Source organism: Nocardioides sp. LS1 (genome assembly GCF_003865225.1).
Taxonomy (GTDB): Bacteria; Actinomycetota; Actinomycetes; order Propionibacteriales; family Nocardioidaceae; genus Nocardioides; species Nocardioides ginsengisegetis.
The window spans coordinates 298,669-313,905 of record NZ_BIFF01000006.1; the positions used below are offsets into that span (position 1 = coordinate 298,669).

Genomic DNA, 15,237 nt, shown 5'->3' on the forward strand with positions numbered 1-15,237 from the left:
GCGGACCGAGCGCAGCGAGGGTCCTTGACGCCGGGAGACGGTCGGCCACGCGCGCGGGCGCCGAGTCACCCCCGACAGCACCCCGACGAACGGCGAAGGCCCGCATCCCCCATGGAGATGCGGGCCTTCACCCCCCTGGCCGGGGGTGGGAGGGTCAGCTGACGTTGACGGCACTCCACGCGGCCGCGACCGCGTTCTGCTGGGCGCTGCCGGCGCCGTAGAGGTCCCGGGCAGCGTTCATCGTGGCGGTGCGGGCACCGGAGTAGTTGGTGCTGGAGGTCATGTAGACCGTCAGCGCCCGGTACCAGATGTTGCCGGCGGCGGCCTGACCGATGCCGGTCACGGTCGAACCGTTGCAGGTCGGGCTGTTGTAGGCCACCCCGTTGAGCGTCTTGGCACCCGAGCCCTCCGAGAGGAGGTAGAAGAAGTGGTTGCCGATGCCCGAGGAGTAGTGGACGTCGTCCTGGCCGGCCAGCGCCGACCAGCAGTCGTACGACGCGCCGTCGCTGCTGGGCTTGTCCATCCGGCGGAAGCCGACGTGGTTCTTCAGGTCGAACTCCTCACCGATGAGGTAGTCGCCCGGGTCGTTGGCGTTGGCGGCGTAGAACTCCACCATCGTGCCGAAGATGTCGGACGTGGCCTCGTTGAGGCCGCCGGACTCACCGGAGTAGTCGAGGCCTGCGGTGTTCTCGGTGACCCCGTGGCTCATCTCGTGGCCCGCGACGTCGAGCGACACGAGCGGACCGTAGTTGGTGCCGTCGCCGTCGCCGTAGGTCATCTTCGTGCCGTCCCAGAAGGCGTTGACGTAGCCGCTGCCGTAGTGGACCCGGTTGTAGGAGCCGCTGCCGTTGCCGAAGATGCCGTCGCGGTTGAACGTGGCCTTGTAGAAGTCCCACGTCTCGTTGGAGCCGTACTGCGCGTCGGCGCCGGCGGTGGCCCGGTTGGTGTTGCTGCCGTTGCCGAACGTCGTCGTGGTGCTGGTGATCAGCGTGCCGGTCGAGCAGCCGCTGCCGAGGACCTGGCAGAGGTAGGAGTCCGACTTGTTGTTCATGTCGGTCGTGTACGTGTTGCCGCGGATGCCCTGGTTCTTCAGCTGGTACGTCGAGCCCGACTGCGTCACGCTCAGCGGCACCGTGCCGGAGTAGAGGGTCTGGCCCGAGCCGTCGATCGTCTCGATCTGCTGCTCGCGGCGGATCACGGTGCCCGTGCGGGCGTCGACGTACGACGCGAGGCGGCTGGGCGTGCCGTCCTTCTGGACTCCGCCGGTGATGACCTCCCACGCGAGGCGCGGGGTGCCGGAGGTGGCGTCGATGACCAGGCGCGAGCCGGTGGCCGTGGCGCCGGTGATGGTGCGGGTGGCCGCGGCGGGCGCGAGGGCCTTCGCCTTGGCGGCCGCGACGGTCACGACCGGGGTGGTCGAGAGGTCCAGCGGGGCGGCGAGCGTCTGGCTGACCCCACGCCAGCCGGCCTGCGGGCCGCGGTGGACGACGACGTCGCCGCCGAGGACGGGGACGCCGTCGATCGTGCGGGACATCCGCACGTGGCTGGTGCCGTCCTTGTCGATGATGGTGTCGGTGACCCGGAAGGCCTGGCCGTCGGTGGCGCGGGCCGCTCCCGGGTGCTGCTGGAGCGCCGTGATCGCCGAGACTCCGGTGTTCGCCGTGCGAGCGGTCTGACCCGACGCGTCGGCGGCCTGGACGCCCATCGTGCCGGCAGCGAGCACCGCGGCAGTGGCGAGCCCCAAGGTTCTACGCATGAAAATCCCTCTCGTCGTGCATGGGTGGTTTGCACCTTCTTGCCCAGCCCAACGAGACGGGTAACGCATCGTCACTTGCAGGTTTGTGCATCGCACAAAGGTGCAATGCCCCAGCCCCAGCCCCGGTCCAGCCTCAGTCGATGTCCAGGAAGTGCTCGAGCCCGACGGTGAGGCCGGGGTGCGCGGCGATGGCGCGCAGGCCGGTCAGCACGCCGGGCGTGAACGAGGCCCGGTCGAGCGAGTCGTGCCGGATGGTGAGGGTCTCCCCCACCCCGCCCAGCACGACCTCCTGGTGGGCGACGAGGCCGCGGATCCGCAGCCCGTGCACGCGGATCCCGTCGACGTCCGCGCCCCGCGCGCCGTCGAGCGAGGTGGTGGTGGCGTCCGGGACCGGCGGGCAGCCGGCCTCACGCCGGGCAGCGGCGATCAGCTCCGCCGTACGCCGGGCGGTGCCGGAGGGCGCGTCGGCCTTGTCCGGGTGGTGGAGCTCGACGACCTCGACGGACTCGTAGAACGGCGCGGCCGCGGCGGCGAACCGCATCATCAGGATCGCGCCGATGGAGAAGTTGGGGGCGATGAGCACGCCGGCTGCGGGGCTGTCGGCCAGCCAGCCGCGCAGGGTCTCGAGCCGCCCGGCGTCGAAGCCGGTCGTGCCGACGACCGCATGGATGCCGTGGCGGATGCAGAACTCCAGGTTGTCCATCACGACGTCGGGGTGGGTGAAGTCGACGACCGCCTCGACCCCCGCCTCGACGAGCTCGGCGATGTCGTCGCCGGCGTCGACCTGCGCGACGAGCGCGAGGTCGTCGGCCGCCTCCACCGCCCGGCAGACCTCGGACCCGACCTTGCCGCGCGCGCCCAGCACGCCCACCTTCATCTGCTCGCTCACCCCCCAAACCTAGGCCATCCCGGCGCCCCGCCGACGTGGCCTCCGACTCATGGCCGGAGGGTCTCTGACTGCGTCGGCGGGCTTCTGGCAGGCTGGCCCCATGGCACTGCATCAGATTCCGGCGCGGATCCGGTGGGCGGTCGAGCTCATGGATGTCCAACCCTCCGACCACGTCCTCGAGATCGGGTGCGGCGCGGGCGCCGGGGCCGAGCTGATCTGCAACCGCCTGACCACCGGCAAGCTCTTCGCCATCGACCGCTCCGAGTCGGGCGTCGACCGCACCAAGCGCCGCAACCACGCCTTCGTGGAGTCCGGCCGGCTCACCGTGAGGCAGATCGACCTCGCCACCCTGCGCGTCCCGGTCAAGCGACTGCACAAGGTCTACTCCTTCAACGTCAACCTCTTCTGGGTGCGCGCCTGCGCCGACGAGGTGGCCCTGCTGCACGAGCGGGTGGTGCCGGGCGGCGCGGTGTTCCTGTTCTACGAGGCCAAGAGCCCCGAGCTGGTGCGCACGATCGTGGAGAAGTCCTCCAAGGCCCTGGCCGACGGCGGCTTCCGGGTCTCGGTCGTGGAGCAGAAGGCGCCGGCGGTCGTGGGCATCATCGGGCGCCGATAAGGTTTCAGCCTTATAGGACTCTTGCATTAGGTTTTTCCCTAACGTACGCTCGTCATCAGGAACGAGCCGAGGAGGAACCGCATGAGCCGCTCCGTCGCCGTCCTCACCGTCGACCAACGCAGCAGCCGCCTGGGTCCCGACCTGGTCCCCGCGACGGTGGAGGCCCTGTCCGGCGTCCCGCTGCTGCTGCCGTTCGAGCGCACCGCGGGCGACGAGTTCCAGGGCGTCACCGACGACCCGGCGACGCTCCCCCGGATCGTGGAACGGCTGCTCCGCGAGGACGCCTGGAACATCGGCATCGGCATCGGCGTCATCGACGACCCGGTCCCCGAGACCGCCCGTGCCGGCCGCGGCCCGGCCTACCTGGCGGCGCGCGAGGCCGTGACGACCGCGAAGGGGAGCCCGTGGCACCTGCGGGTCTGCGGCGCCGACCCGGACGTCCGGTCGCTCGAGACCACGCTGTGGCTGTGGGCGGCGGTGCTGGGCCGGCGTACCGAGCGCGGGTGGGAGGTCGCCGACCTCGTCGACCGCGCGGACTCGGCGCTGACCTACCAGGAGGCCGCCGAGCGGCTCGGTGTCACCCAGTCGGCCGTCAGCCAGCGCGCCCAGGCCGCCGGCATCGTGGAGGGCCGACGCGCCCGGGAGCTCGCCTCCGCGCTGACCGCCCGCCTGCTCGGGCAGGATGCCTGACGTGTTCCTGCTCCTGCTCACCCTCACGCTGTTGGCCGCGGGCCTGGCCTGGCTGCGCCGCGCGGTCGTCGTCGCGCTGCCGCTGACGCTGCTGGGGCTGGCGACGACGGCCTACCTCGCGGCCGCCCACGTCACCGACCCGGTGCTCAACGAGGGCGAGCGGGCGCTGATCGTGGCCGTCTCGGCCCTCCTGGCCATCGCCGGCGGCGGCCCGGTCACGACGCGCGTGTTCGCGCTCGTCGACGGGTCGCGCCACACGCAGGACGACGGCTCGGTGAGCCGGGCCGGCGAGATCCTGCGCGGCGGCACCTGGATCGGCGCCCTCGAGCGCGCCGCGGTCTTCGCCAGCCTCGCCGCCGGGATCCCCGAGGGCGTGGCGATCGTGCTCGGCCTCAAGGGCCTGGGCCGCTACCCCGAGCTGCGCAGCGGCGAGGTCGCCGGCGCCGCGGAGCGCTTCATCATCGGCACGTTCACCAGCGTGCTCTGGGCCGCCGCCTGCGCGGGCACGGTCCGGCTCGTCCTCTGGCTCTAGGCGGGGCCCACCACGGCCAGGATCTCCGGCTTGGCGAACAGGTCCGCGGCAACGGCCCGGACCTCCTCCAGGGTCACGGCCTCGATGCGCGCCATCACCTCGTCGATCGCCAGCAGCTCGTCGTAGACCAGCTCGGCCTTGCCCAGCCGCGACATCCGCGAGCCGGAGTCCTCCAGACCGAGCACCAGTCCCCCGCGCAGCTGGCCCTTGCCGCGCGCCAGCTCCTCGGCGGTGATGCCCTCCGCGGCGACCTTGGCGAGCTCGGCGCGCACGACGGCCAGCACGTCGTCGAGCTTGCTGGGCAGGCAGCCCACGGAGACCCCGACGAGGCCGGAGTCGGCGTGGTGGCTGGCGAAGGAGAAGACGGAGTAGGCCAGGCCGCGGTGCTCGCGCACCTCCTGGAAGAGCCGCGAGGACGTGCCGCCGCCGAGGGCGGTGTTGAGCACGCCGAGCGCGAAGCGCCGCTCGTCCTGACGGGTCAGGCCCTCCATGCCGAGCACGACGTTGACCTGCTCGAAGGGCCGGGTCGCGTGCACCTCGCCCGGCGCGACGCGGCGGGTCCGGCCGTGCCGCGGCGGCACCGGGGACTCCTCGCGGTCCAGCCAGCCGTTGCGGCCGAAGGCCTTGCGCACCATCCGCACGAGCGCGGCGTGGTCGACGTTGCCGGCGGCGGAGACGACCATGTTGGCCGGGCGGTAGTGGCGCGCGTAGAAGCGCTTGATCTGCGCCGGGGTGAGCGCGGTGATCGACGCGTCGGTGCCGGCGATCGGCCGGCCCAGCGGCGAGTCGCCCCAGGCCTGCTGGGCGAAGAGGTTGTGCACCACGTCGTCGGGGTCGTCGTCGTGCATGGCGATCTCGTCGAGGATCACGTCGCGCTCGGCCTCGACGTCCGCGTCGGTGATCGTCGAGCTGGTGATCATGTCGCCGATCACGTCGACGGCCAGGCCGAGGTCCTCGTCGAGGACCCGGGCGTGGAAGCAGGTGTACTCCTTGGCGGTGAAGGCGTTGAACTCACCGCCGACCGCGTCGAGCGCGATCGAGATGTCGAGGGCGGACCGCTCGGCGGTGCCCTTGAAGAGCAGGTGCTCGAGGAAGTGCGAGCAGCCGTGCAGGGTGGGCGTCTCGTCGCGCGAGCCGACACCGACCCACACGCCGATGCTGGCCGACCGCACGCCCGCCATCTGCTCGCTGATGACGCGCAGGCCACCGGGCAGGAGGGTACGGCGCACCCGCGAGGTGACCTGCCCCTCGGGGTCGCGCACGGTCTGCAGGGTGCGGGTGGTGCCGGACTTCTGGGTGAGACCGGACGACCGGCCAGCAGATGCCTGCTGGCCGGTCGTCGCGGCGTTGTTGCTCTGCGTCACGCAGTGATCACTCGGCCGACTCGGTCTCGGGAGCCTCGGCCTCGGCGTCAGCCGCGCCCTCCTCGAGGACCGGGACCAGCGACAGCTTGCCGCGGTCGTCGATCTCGCCGATCTCGACCTGGATCTTCTGGCCGACCGAGAGGACGTCCTCGACGGCGTCGACGCGCTTGCCACCGGCGAGGCCACGCAGCTTGCTGATGTGCAGCAGGCCGTCCTTGCCGGGCAGCAGCGAGACGAACGCACCGAAGTTGGTCGTCTTCACGACGGTGCCGAGGTAGCGCTCGCCGACCTCGGGCATCGTCGGGTTGGCGATCGCGTTGACCGCCTGGCGGGCCGCCTCCGCGGCCTCACCGTTGGTCGCACCGATGTAGATCGTGCCGTCGTCCTCGATGGACAGCGACGCACCGGTGTCGTCCTGGATCTGGTTGATCACCTTGCCCTTCGGGCCGATGACCTCGCCGATCTTGTCGACGGGGATGCGCACCGTGATGATGCGCGGCGCGTGCACCGACATCTCCTCGGGCTCGTCGATGGCCTCGGCCATGACGTCGAGGATCGCGAGGCGGGCGTCCTTGGCCTGGGTCAGCGCCGCAGCGAGGACCTCGGCCGGGATGCCGTCGAGCTTGGTGTCGAGCTGCAGCGCGGTGACGAACTCGCGCGTGCCGGCGACCTTGAAGTCCATGTCGCCGAACGCGTCCTCGGCGCCGAGGATGTCGGTCAGCGCGACGTACTTGGTCTCGCCGTCGACCTCGTCGGAGATGAGGCCCATGGCGATGCCGGCGACGGCCGCGCGCAGCGGGACACCGGCCTGCAGGAGCGACATCGTCGAGGCGCAGACCGAGCCCATCGAGGTGGAGCCGTTGGAGCCCATGGCCTCGGAGAGCTGGCGGATCGCGTAGGGGAACTCCTCGCGGGTCGGGAGGACCGGCAGCAGCGCACGGCGCGCGAGCGCACCGTGGCCGACCTCGCGGCGCTTGGGCGAGCCCACGCGACCGGTCTCGCCGGTGGAGAACGGCGGGAAGACGTACTTGTGCATGTAGCGGCGCGACTTCTCCGGGGAGAGGGTGTCGAGCTTCTGCTCCAGCGTCAGCATGTTGAGGGTGGTGACGCCCAGGATCTGGGTCTCGCCACGCTCGAACAGCGCCGAGCCGTGGACGCGCGGCAGGACCGCGACCTCGGCGTGCAGCGGACGGATGTCGGCGAGGCCGCGGCCGTCCATGCGGACCTGGTCGCGCAGCACGCGCTCGCGCACGACCTGCTTGTTGACCGAGCGGAACGCCGCGCCGATCTCCTTCTCGCGGCCCTCGAACTTGCCCGAGAGGTCGTCGAGCAGCGCAGCCTTGAGCTCGTCGGTCTTCGCCTCGCGCTCCTGCTTGTCCGCGATGGTCATCGCCGCAGCGAGGTCGGCCTTCACGGACGCCTCGACGGCGTCGTACACGTCGTCCTCGTAGTCGAGGAAGATCGGGAACTCCTGGACGGGCTTGGCCGCCACGTTGGCGAGCTCCTGCTGCGCCTCGACGAGCTGCTTGATGAACGGCTTGGCCGCGTCGAGACCGCCGGCGACGACCTCCTCGGTCGGAGCCTGCACGCCGCCCTGGACCAGGGTCCAGGTCTGCTCGGTGGCCTCGGCCTCGACCATCATGATCGCGACGTCACCGGTGTCGGTCACGCGACCCGCGACAACCATGTCGAAGACGGCGTCCTCGAGCTGGCTGTGCGTCGGGAAGGCAACCCACTGGCCCTCGATGAGGGCGACGCGGACGCCGCCGACCGGGCCGGAGAACGGCAGGCCGGAGAGCTGGGTGGAGATGGACGCGGCGTTGATCGCGAGCACGTCGTAGGGGGTGTCGGGGTTGAGCGCCATGACCGTGATGACGACCTGGACCTCGTTGCGCAGACCCTTCTTGAAGGTCGGGCGCAGCGGGCGGTCGATCAGGCGGCAGGTGAGGATGGCGTCCTCACCGGGACGACCCTCGCTGCGGAAGAACGAGCCGGGGATCTGGCCCGCGGCGTACATCCGCTCCTCGACGTCGATCGTCAGGGGGAAGAAGTCGAAGTGGTCCTTGGGGTGCTTGCCGGCCGTGGTGGCCGAGAGCAGCATCGTGTCGTCGTCGAGGTAGGCGGTGACCGAACCGGCCGCCTGACGGGCCAGCAGGCCGGTCTCGAACTTGACGGTGCGCTTGCCGAACTTGCCGTTGTCGAGAACGGTCTCGACGGCGGAGATGACGGGGCCCTCGTTCAAGGGGTGTCCCTTTCTGTTCGCGGAGCGATCCGCGGCGTCCCGCTGCGGTGGCGGGGTGTCTCTCTCTCGAGGATCCCGCCCTGTGGTCCCTCGCCGTGTGTGCTGGGAGGGGGCCGGTCTTCGATCGAGGCTCGCAGCGACTCGCCCGCGTGAGCGGGGCGGGAGCCCTGAGAGCCACTACCGAGGACCGGGCCAGAACGTGCGGGTCGCTCCTGGTGTGGTGTGTTTGTTCAGTTGTGGCGGCTCCGGGCACGGCCGGTGACCGCCGACGGTCAGACCCTAGCGGGAAAGACCCGAAATGTGAGTGGAGCGGCCACCCGGACAGGGCAGCCGCTCCACCCTTCGAAGCTGGAGATCAGCGACGCAGGCCGAGACGCTCGATGATCGACCGGTAGCGGTCGATCTCCGTCTTCTGCAGGTAGTTGAGAAGGCGGCGGCGCTGGCCGACGAGCAGCAGCAGGCCACGACGGCTGTGGTGGTCGTGCTTGTGCGTCTTGAGGTGGTCGGTGAGGTGGCTGATGCGGTGGCTGAGCAGCGCGATCTGGACCTCCGGCGAACCGGTGTCGCCCTCGCCCGTGGCGTACTCGGCGATGATCCTCTTCTTGGTCTCCGCGTCGGTACCGATCGACATGCGGGGCTCCTTCCAGTTCTTCCGTTGCGCGGTGCTCCGGGCCTGGTGCCCGGGGCGCTCTCTGTCCGCGGCCGTTGGACGGCGTGTCACCCCTCACGGGGGCAACCGGGAGAGACTACCAACGCCCGGGCGGCACCGCCGAATCGCGGTCCCGCGCCGGGCGCCGGGGATGGAGCAGGGTGCTGCCCAGGCGTTCGGGTCAGACGGCCGGGGGCACGTCGTCGCGGCGCTCGCTGACCGTCTGGGAGCCGTCGGCGTGCGTGACGACCGCCGTGGAGCGGCGACTGCGGTTGGCCTGGACGGCCGTCAGCGCGATGACGAGCACGCCGGCGAAGGTGAGGATCCACCCGACCATCGTCAGGTCGACGCTGTTGATGCTGTCGGTCACCGCGAGGGCCAGGATCAGGCCGATCGCGAGGAGGAAGACACCGAGTCCGTAGCCCATGGCGGGAGTCCCTTTCAGACGTGGCCGCCCGGGTGGCGGGCGGCTCTGCACCCGCAGGTTAGCCGGGTGGGGTGGCCATCCGGTGGACCCGGCCCCTGTCACCGTGACAGTTCCGGTGGCACGATGGCGGCCGTGGGCATCCTGACGAACGGACCGGTTCCCGACGACTTCACGGGCACGCGCCTGGGCGTGTGCAACCTCTGCGAGGCGATCTGCGGGCTCGAGCTGGGCATCGAGGACGGCCGGGTGACCTCGATCCGGGGCAACGAGGCCGACCCGCTGTCCCGCGGCCACATCTGCCCCAAGGGCGTCGCGCTGGCCGACATCTACGACGACCCGGACCGGCTGCGACGCCCGGTGCGGCGGATCGGCCGCGGCCCCGACGCCCAGTGGGTCGAGATCGACTGGGACGAGGCGCTCGACCTGGTGGCCGAGGGGCTGGCGACCGCGGCCAACCGGCACGGCCGCGACGCGATCGGGATCTACCTGGGCAACCCCAACGCCCACTCGCTCGGGTCGTCCACGCACGGGCTGCCGATGATCAAGACGCTGCGCACCCGCAACCGGTTCAGCGCCTCCTCGGTCGACCAGATCCCGCACCAGTTCGTGGCCTGGCAGATGTACGGCCACCAGCTGCTGCTGCCGATCCCCGACATCGACCGCACGTCGTACTTCCTGGTGTTCGGGGCCAACCCGATGGCCTCCAATGGCTCCCTGATGACGGTGCCGGACTTCCCGAAGCGGCTGCGCGCGCTGAAGAAGCGCGGCGGCCGGATGGTCGTCCTCGACCCGCGTCGCACCGAGACCGCGAAGGTCGCGACCGAGCACCACTTCGTGCGGCCGGGCTCGGACGCGGTGGTGCTCCTGGCGATGCTGCAGGTGCTGCTGGAGGAGGACCTGACCTCCCCCGCGGCGTACGTAGACGACGTCGAGGCGGTCCGGGAACTCGTCGCGGACTTCACCCCCGAGCACGCCGAGCCGCTCAGCGGGGTCCCGGCCGACGTGATCCGACGGATCACCCGCGAGTTCGCGGCGGCCGACGGCGCGGCGGCGTACGGCCGGCTGGGCGTCTCCACGCACGGCTTCGGCTCCATCTGCCAGTGGGCGATCCAGTGCCTGAACCTGCTGACCGGCAACGTCGACCGCGAGGGCGGGCTGCTGTTCCCGGAGCCGGCGGTGGACGCGGTCGGGCGCGGCATCATCGGGCGCGGTCACTTCGACATCTGGCGGAGCCGCGTGCGCGGGATCCCGGAGTACGGCGGGGAGCTGCCGGTCTCGGTGATGCGCGAGGAGATCGAGACGCCCGGCGACGGGCAGATCCGGGCGGTCCTGACCGTGGCGGGCAACCCGGTCCTGTCGACGCCGGACGGCAAGTCGCTCTCGCGGGCGTTCGACTCGCTGGACTTCATGGCGGCGATCGACATCTACCTCAACGAGACGACCCGCCACGCCGACGTGATCCTGCCGCCGACGACCGCGCTCGAGCGGGACCACTACGACATCGTCTTCCACGGCCTGGCCGTGCGGAACACCGCGCGGTTCACCCCTGCCGTGTTCGCCAAGCCCGACGACGCGCGCCACGACTGGCAGGTCTTCGCCGAGCTGGCCCGGCGCGTGCAGGACCGGCTCGACCACAAGCCCGGGCTGCGCAAGCGGCTGGCACAGCGGGCGCGCTTCGCGATGTCGCCGACGATCCAGCTCACGGCGCTGCTCGCCACCGGACGCAAGGTCTCGATGCGGCAGCTGCGCGCCCACCCCGAGGGCGTCGACCTCGGGCCGCTGCGCCCCACGCTGCCCGGGCGGCTCCAGACGAAGGACAAGCGGATCTCGCTGAACCCGACCCTGGTCACCGACGACATGGCCCGGCTGCGTGCGTCGCTGGCGTCGACCGAGGTGCCCGACCCCGACCAGCTGCTGCTGATCGGGCGGCGCCACCAGCAGGACAACAACTCCTGGATGCACAACACCGAGCGGCTCACCCGCGGCAAGCCGCGCCACCAGCTCCTCATGCACCCCGACGACCTGGCCGCGCGCGGCATCGAGGCCGGCACGCACGTGACGGTCACCTCGCGGGTGGGGTCGGTGGTCGTCGAGGTCACCGGCGCGGAGGACATGATGCCCGGCGTCGTGTCCCTCCCCCACGGCTACGGCCACCAGGTCGACGGCACCCGCCTCGGCCACGCGGCCAAGGTGCCGGGCGTCTCGATCAACGACCTCACCGACCCCGAGCGACTCGACATCTCGGGGAACGCCGCGCTCAACGGCGTACCGGTCACCGTCACCGTCTGACGGCGTCGGGGCTGGCCCGGACGGACCCCTGCCGCTGGCCCGGACGGGGCAGCACACCTGCGTCTCACCTGCCCGGGTGAGACATCCCTGCGTCACCTCGGGTGCGTGACCACGCCCGCCCGACCCCACTCCGGCGACCCCGCACGTGGGACTGACGCGCGCCCGCGTCCCGGCCGTTGACTGGGGGCCATTCCATCGGCGAGCCCGCCGGCTCGACGCGCTGAGAGGACGAGAGCGATGACGCAGGCGCACACCGAGTTCGAGGACGAACTCGAGCACGAGGACGAGTACGAGGCCGAGGAGGAGGCATTCCTCGGGGGCCTGGCGAAGATCGCCGGCTCCCTGCTCGGCGAGGAGGAGTACGAGGACGAGTACGAGCTCGAGATGGAGGACGAGCTCGAGGGCGAGTACGAGGACGAGTTCGAGATGGAGCTCGAGTCGGAGTTCGAGGACGAGTACGAAGGCGAGTACGAGGACGAGCTGGAGGAGGAGTACGAGGACGAGGCCTTCTTCGGCCCGCTCGCCAAGATCGCCGGCTCACTCCTCGGCGAGGAGGAGTACGAGGACGAGCTCGAGGGTGAGTACGAGGACGAGGCGGAGGCCGAGGCCGAGCTCTTCTTCAAGCGCATCGGGCGCGCGCTGCGCCGGGCCGCACCGCTGCTGAAGCGGATCGCGAAGACCGCCGCCCCACTCGTGGCCACCGCCGTCGGCGGCCCCGCCGCCGGGATGCTCGCCCGCGCCGTCACCTCGCAGCTCGAGGGCGAGTTCGAGGACGAGCTGGAGTCGGAGCTGGAGGAGATGGCGACCGCGCCGGTCACCGGCCACCAGGCCCAGGCGGAGTACCTCGCCGCCCGCGCCGCGGCCGCGGAGTCCGAGGCGGAGGCCGAGAGCTTCGTCGGCTCGGCGGTCACGATGACGATGAGCGCCCGCGAGCGCCGCGAGCTCGAGCACCTGCTCCCCCACCTGCTCCGCGGAGCGGCCGTGCTGACCCGCGTGCTGCACCGCAACCCCGCCTCCCGGCCCGGCGTCCGCCTGGTGCCCGGCATCGTCGGCTCCACGGCCGGCACGATCGCCCAGCTCCAGGCGTCCGGTCGCCGGATCCGGCCCGAGGACGTCGGCGCCGTCATGGCCGGCAGCGCCCAGCGCGTGCTGACCGACGGCCGCTGGCAGCGCGCCGTCTCCCGCCGCCACGCCCGCGGACTGGCCCACGTGCACCGCCGCCGGCACCGCCACGGCCACCGCCCCGGTCAGCGCCACCCCGCTCGCCGCACCCGCGGGACGTCGTACGTCGCTCGCCGCCGGCCGGTCGCCACGGTGCGCCGCCGTCCCGTCGCCCAGCGCACGGTCCGTGCCGGGGCCCGCATCAGCCGGCCGCGTCCCGGGTTCGTCCGGGTCGTCACGCCGGTCCGGGTGCCCGCCCGCGGTGGCGCCCCGGCCCGCACCGTCCGCGTCGTCAGCGACGTGAAGGTGCCCCGCGGCGCCGTGCCCACCGGCCGCCCCGTCGGGCTGGCCGCCAGCAAGCGCCGCCGCTGATCCCCCACCTGTCATGCCCGGAGGAGTCGAGATGACCACGATGAACCACCGCTACCCCGCCATCCAGGGCGAGTACGAGGACGAGCTGGAGGACGAGTATGAGGGCGAGGAGGAGTACGAGGACGAGGCGTTCTTCGGCCCGCTCGCCAAGATCGCCGGCTCCCTGCTCGGCGAGGGTGAGTACGAGGACGAGTACGAGGAGGAGCTCGAGGACGAGGCCTTCTTCGGCCCGCTCGCCAAGATCGCCGGCTCCCTCCTGGGCGGCGAGGGCGAGTACGAGGACGAGCAGGAGTACGAGTTCGAGTTCGAGGCGGAGGCCGAGATGGAGTCCGAGGCCGAGCTCGAGGCGGAGTTCGAGGACGAGGCCGAGGAGGAGGCCGAGGGCTTCGTCAACCCGGTCCGACGGATCTACCGCGATGCCGAGACGATGGCCCACCTCGCGGTGCGCGCCGAGCGCGCGCAGTCCGAGGCCGAGGCCGAGGCCTTCGTCGGCGCCCTCGTGCCGATCGCGGCGCGGCTCATCCCGCGGGCCGCGTCCGTGCTGGCCCGCAACGCGCCGGCCCTGATCCGCGGCGCGACCCGGATCGCCCGCCGGCTGCGGCGCAGCCCGCAGACCCGCCGCCTCGTGCGCGCCCTGCCCGTGGTGCTGCAGCGCACCGCACAGAGCCTCGCCGACCAGGCTGCCAACGGCCGTCCGATCGACGCCACCACGGTGGTCCGCACCCTCGGCACCATGACCGGGCGCGTGCTGCGCCAACCGGCCTCGCCGATGCGCGCGGTCACCAGCTTCGACCGGCGCTGGAACCGCCGGGCCCGGTGGAGCTCGCGCCGTCGCGGCAACCGGGCCTACCGCGTCTACAGCGGTCGCCCCGGCTACGGCCCCGGCTACCGCCGCCCCGTGCGTCCGGCCAACCGGCGGGTGAACCGCCGTGTCCGCCGTCGCTGAGCGGGTCGGCCCCGAGCACCTCGCCCCCGGGAGGGAGGCCCGGGTGCGGGGGGCCGGCTCCGCACCCGATCCGGTCGCCGCGTTCGCGGTCGGCCAGGGCGTCAACGTACGACGCCACCTCGAGGCCCTGCGCGACTTCCGCCGCGCGGAGTTCGGCACCGGCGTGGCCCGCCCATCCGAGGGGCACGTGCAGGCGGTCAACGACCTGCTCGCCCGGCTCCGGCGGCCGCTGGAGTCGGCGGTGCTGGAGGTCGAGGCCGCCGGGCGCGGCCGCCGGGACGACGTCGGGGACCTGCTGCGGCTCAAGAGCCGGGCCCACGACTGGGTCCGCGCCACCGAGCGGGTCTGGGACTTCTACTTCGAGCTCTTCGGCCAGCGTCAGGGCGCCTTCGGGGACTGGCTCTACGCCTGCGACAAGATCGCGCTCGACTGCTACCAGCACGTGCACATGCACCTGGGCCGGCCGCTCTCGATCCCGAGCCCGGGGCCGTTCGCCTACATGCGCACCGGCTTCTCGCCCGCGACGTACCGCCGCAACATCCCGCTGCGGAAGCTCGGCCGCCAGCTCAACCCGTTCCCGCTCGTCCAGCTGCCCTATCACCGGATGGTGAACCCCTGGACGATGGGCGCGGTCCTGCACGAGGTCTGCCACAACCTCCAGAACGAGCTCGGCCTCCAGCACGAGATCCCGAAGGCGATCCACCGGGCCGTCCTCGCGGCCGGGGCACCGGCCCCCGTCGCGCGCACCTGGGCCCAGTGGGACCGCGAGATCTTCGCCGACCTGATGGGCTGCATGCTCGGCGGCGAGGCCTTCGTCGCCTCGCTGATGGACGTGATCGGCCGCTCCCCCGAGCAGGTGCTGGCCTTCTCCCCGCACGGCGTCCACCCCACGCCGTACCTCCGCACCTACCTCTCCAGCCACCTGCTCCGCCGGATGGGTTTCCCCGAGATCGCCCGCGACTACGAGCGCCTGTGGCGGCGGCTCTACCCCTCCACGCGCGGTACGACGATCCCGCGGGCGATGCTCGAGACGAGGCCGGCCGCGGTGAAGGCGGTCGTGGACGCGGTCTGCTACACCTCGTTCCCCTCGCTGGGCGAGAAGTCGCTGCGCCAGGTGATCACCTTCGAGCCGCGCCAGCAGGCGATGATCGAGGAGGCCGCGGGCCGGCTCGCGAAGGGCACCGACCCCGGCGTCGTCCCCGAGCGCTTCCTGATCGGCGCGGTCCGGATCGCCGTCGACCGCCGGCTGGCGGCACCCGACGTGCTGATGCGGAACTTCTACGCGGCCCTGGCGGGGACGTGAT

Annotated in this window: 13 protein-coding genes; 7 read left to right on the forward strand and 6 right to left on the reverse strand. The window is 71.9% G+C overall.

Going from position 1 to position 15,237, the window contains the following annotated elements; genetic code table 11:
* Nucleotides 1-154: 154 nt before the first annotated feature.
* Both EJF31_RS18975 and dapB read right to left on the reverse strand, forming a co-directional pair.
* On the reverse strand, nt 155-1,756 hold the full coding sequence (locus tag EJF31_RS18975) for a M4 family metallopeptidase (RefSeq protein WP_125038730.1): 1,602 nt from the start codon (nt 1,754-1,756) through the stop codon (nt 155-157).
* A 133-nt stretch (nt 1,757-1,889) separates the two neighbouring features.
* Nucleotides 1,890-2,633, reverse strand: a complete 744-nt coding sequence (gene dapB, locus EJF31_RS18980) for a 4-hydroxy-tetrahydrodipicolinate reductase (RefSeq protein ID WP_125038919.1) — start codon at nt 2,631-2,633, stop codon at nt 1,890-1,892.
* 112 nt (nt 2,634-2,745) lie between these two features.
* On the opposite strand from dapB, the gene EJF31_RS18985 reads away from it, so the two are divergent.
* The 3 genes from EJF31_RS18985 (at nt 2,746) to EJF31_RS18995 (ending at nt 4,483) form a co-directional block, all read left to right on the forward strand.
* Nucleotides 2,746-3,261, forward strand: a complete 516-nt coding sequence (locus EJF31_RS18985) for a trans-aconitate 2-methyltransferase (protein ID WP_125038731.1) — start codon at nt 2,746-2,748, stop codon at nt 3,259-3,261.
* A gap of 81 nt (nt 3,262-3,342) precedes the next feature.
* Nucleotides 3,343-3,951, forward strand: coding sequence for a transposase (locus tag EJF31_RS18990; protein ID WP_125038732.1), 609 nt, complete (start codon nt 3,343-3,345; stop codon nt 3,949-3,951).
* Complete coding sequence (locus EJF31_RS18995) at nt 3,944-4,483, forward strand: hypothetical protein (protein WP_125038733.1); 540 nt, start codon at nt 3,944-3,946, stop codon at nt 4,481-4,483. Before EJF31_RS18990 ends, EJF31_RS18995 begins: the two co-directional genes overlap by 8 nt.
* On the opposite strand, the gene EJF31_RS19000 is transcribed toward EJF31_RS18995, so the two are convergent.
* The 4 genes from EJF31_RS19000 to EJF31_RS19015 form a co-directional block, all read right to left on the reverse strand.
* On the reverse strand, nt 4,480-5,847 hold the full coding sequence (locus EJF31_RS19000) for a pitrilysin family protein (RefSeq protein WP_125038734.1): 1,368 nt from the start codon (nt 5,845-5,847) through the stop codon (nt 4,480-4,482). The genes EJF31_RS18995 and EJF31_RS19000 overlap by 4 nt on opposite strands.
* A gap of 7 nt (nt 5,848-5,854) precedes the next feature.
* Complete coding sequence (locus EJF31_RS19005; protein ID WP_125038735.1) at nt 5,855-8,089, reverse strand: polyribonucleotide nucleotidyltransferase; 2,235 nt, start codon at nt 8,087-8,089, stop codon at nt 5,855-5,857.
* A gap of 355 nt (nt 8,090-8,444) precedes the next feature.
* On the reverse strand, nt 8,445-8,720 hold the full coding sequence (rpsO, locus tag EJF31_RS19010) for a 30S ribosomal protein S15 (RefSeq protein WP_125038736.1): 276 nt from the start codon (nt 8,718-8,720) through the stop codon (nt 8,445-8,447).
* Nucleotides 8,721-8,919: 199 nt separating this feature from the next.
* On the reverse strand, nt 8,920-9,165 hold the full coding sequence (locus EJF31_RS19015) for a DUF6458 family protein (RefSeq protein WP_125038737.1): 246 nt from the start codon (nt 9,163-9,165) through the stop codon (nt 8,920-8,922).
* Nucleotides 9,166-9,297: 132 nt separating this feature from the next.
* Between EJF31_RS19015 and EJF31_RS19020 the strand changes: the two genes are divergently transcribed.
* The 4 genes from EJF31_RS19020 to EJF31_RS19035 all read left to right on the forward strand — a co-directional run bounded on the left by EJF31_RS19020 (nt 9,298) and on the right by EJF31_RS19035 (nt 15,236).
* A complete protein-coding gene (locus EJF31_RS19020; protein WP_260430966.1) occupies nt 9,298-11,454 on the forward strand; it encodes a molybdopterin-dependent oxidoreductase in 2,157 nt (718 codons plus the stop codon).
* 237 nt (nt 11,455-11,691) lie between these two features.
* The gene (locus tag EJF31_RS19025) at nt 11,692-12,987 is read left to right on the forward strand and encodes a hypothetical protein (protein WP_125038739.1); all 1,296 of its coding nucleotides are present in this window, start codon (nt 11,692-11,694) and stop codon (nt 12,985-12,987) included.
* 31 nt (nt 12,988-13,018) lie between these two features.
* Nucleotides 13,019-13,933 carry a hypothetical protein gene (locus EJF31_RS19030; RefSeq protein WP_125038740.1) on the forward strand — a complete coding sequence of 305 codons (915 nt, stop codon included), beginning with the start codon at nt 13,019-13,021 and terminating at the stop codon, nt 13,931-13,933.
* Nucleotides 13,917-15,236, forward strand: coding sequence for a hypothetical protein (locus EJF31_RS19035; RefSeq protein ID WP_221767662.1), 1,320 nt, complete (start codon nt 13,917-13,919; stop codon nt 15,234-15,236). Before EJF31_RS19030 ends, EJF31_RS19035 begins: the two co-directional genes overlap by 17 nt.
* Nucleotide 15,237 lies beyond the last annotated feature (1 nt).

What these genes read in the sequence shown, in the direction of transcription:
- EJF31_RS18975 (WP_125038730.1), bottom strand. Translation starts at nt 1,756, where the DNA reads ATGCGTAGAACCTTGGGGCTCGCCACTGCCGCGGTGCTCGCTGCCGGC.
- dapB (WP_125038919.1), bottom strand. Translation starts at nt 2,633, where the DNA reads ATGAAGGTGGGCGTGCTGGGCGCGCGCGGCAAGGTCGGGTCCGAGGTC.
- EJF31_RS18985 (WP_125038731.1), top strand. Translation starts at nt 2,746, where the DNA reads ATGGCACTGCATCAGATTCCGGCGCGGATCCGGTGGGCGGTCGAGCTC.
- EJF31_RS18990 (WP_125038732.1), top strand. Translation starts at nt 3,343, where the DNA reads ATGAGCCGCTCCGTCGCCGTCCTCACCGTCGACCAACGCAGCAGCCGC.
- EJF31_RS18995 (WP_125038733.1), top strand. Translation starts at nt 3,944, where the DNA reads ATGCCTGACGTGTTCCTGCTCCTGCTCACCCTCACGCTGTTGGCCGCG.
- rpsO (WP_125038736.1), bottom strand. Translation starts at nt 8,720, where the DNA reads ATGTCGATCGGTACCGACGCGGAGACCAAGAAGAGGATCATCGCCGAG.
- EJF31_RS19015 (WP_125038737.1), bottom strand. Translation starts at nt 9,165, where the DNA reads ATGGGCTACGGACTCGGTGTCTTCCTCCTCGCGATCGGCCTGATCCTG.
- EJF31_RS19025 (WP_125038739.1), top strand. Translation starts at nt 11,692, where the DNA reads ATGACGCAGGCGCACACCGAGTTCGAGGACGAACTCGAGCACGAGGAC.
- EJF31_RS19030 (WP_125038740.1), top strand. Translation starts at nt 13,019, where the DNA reads ATGACCACGATGAACCACCGCTACCCCGCCATCCAGGGCGAGTACGAG.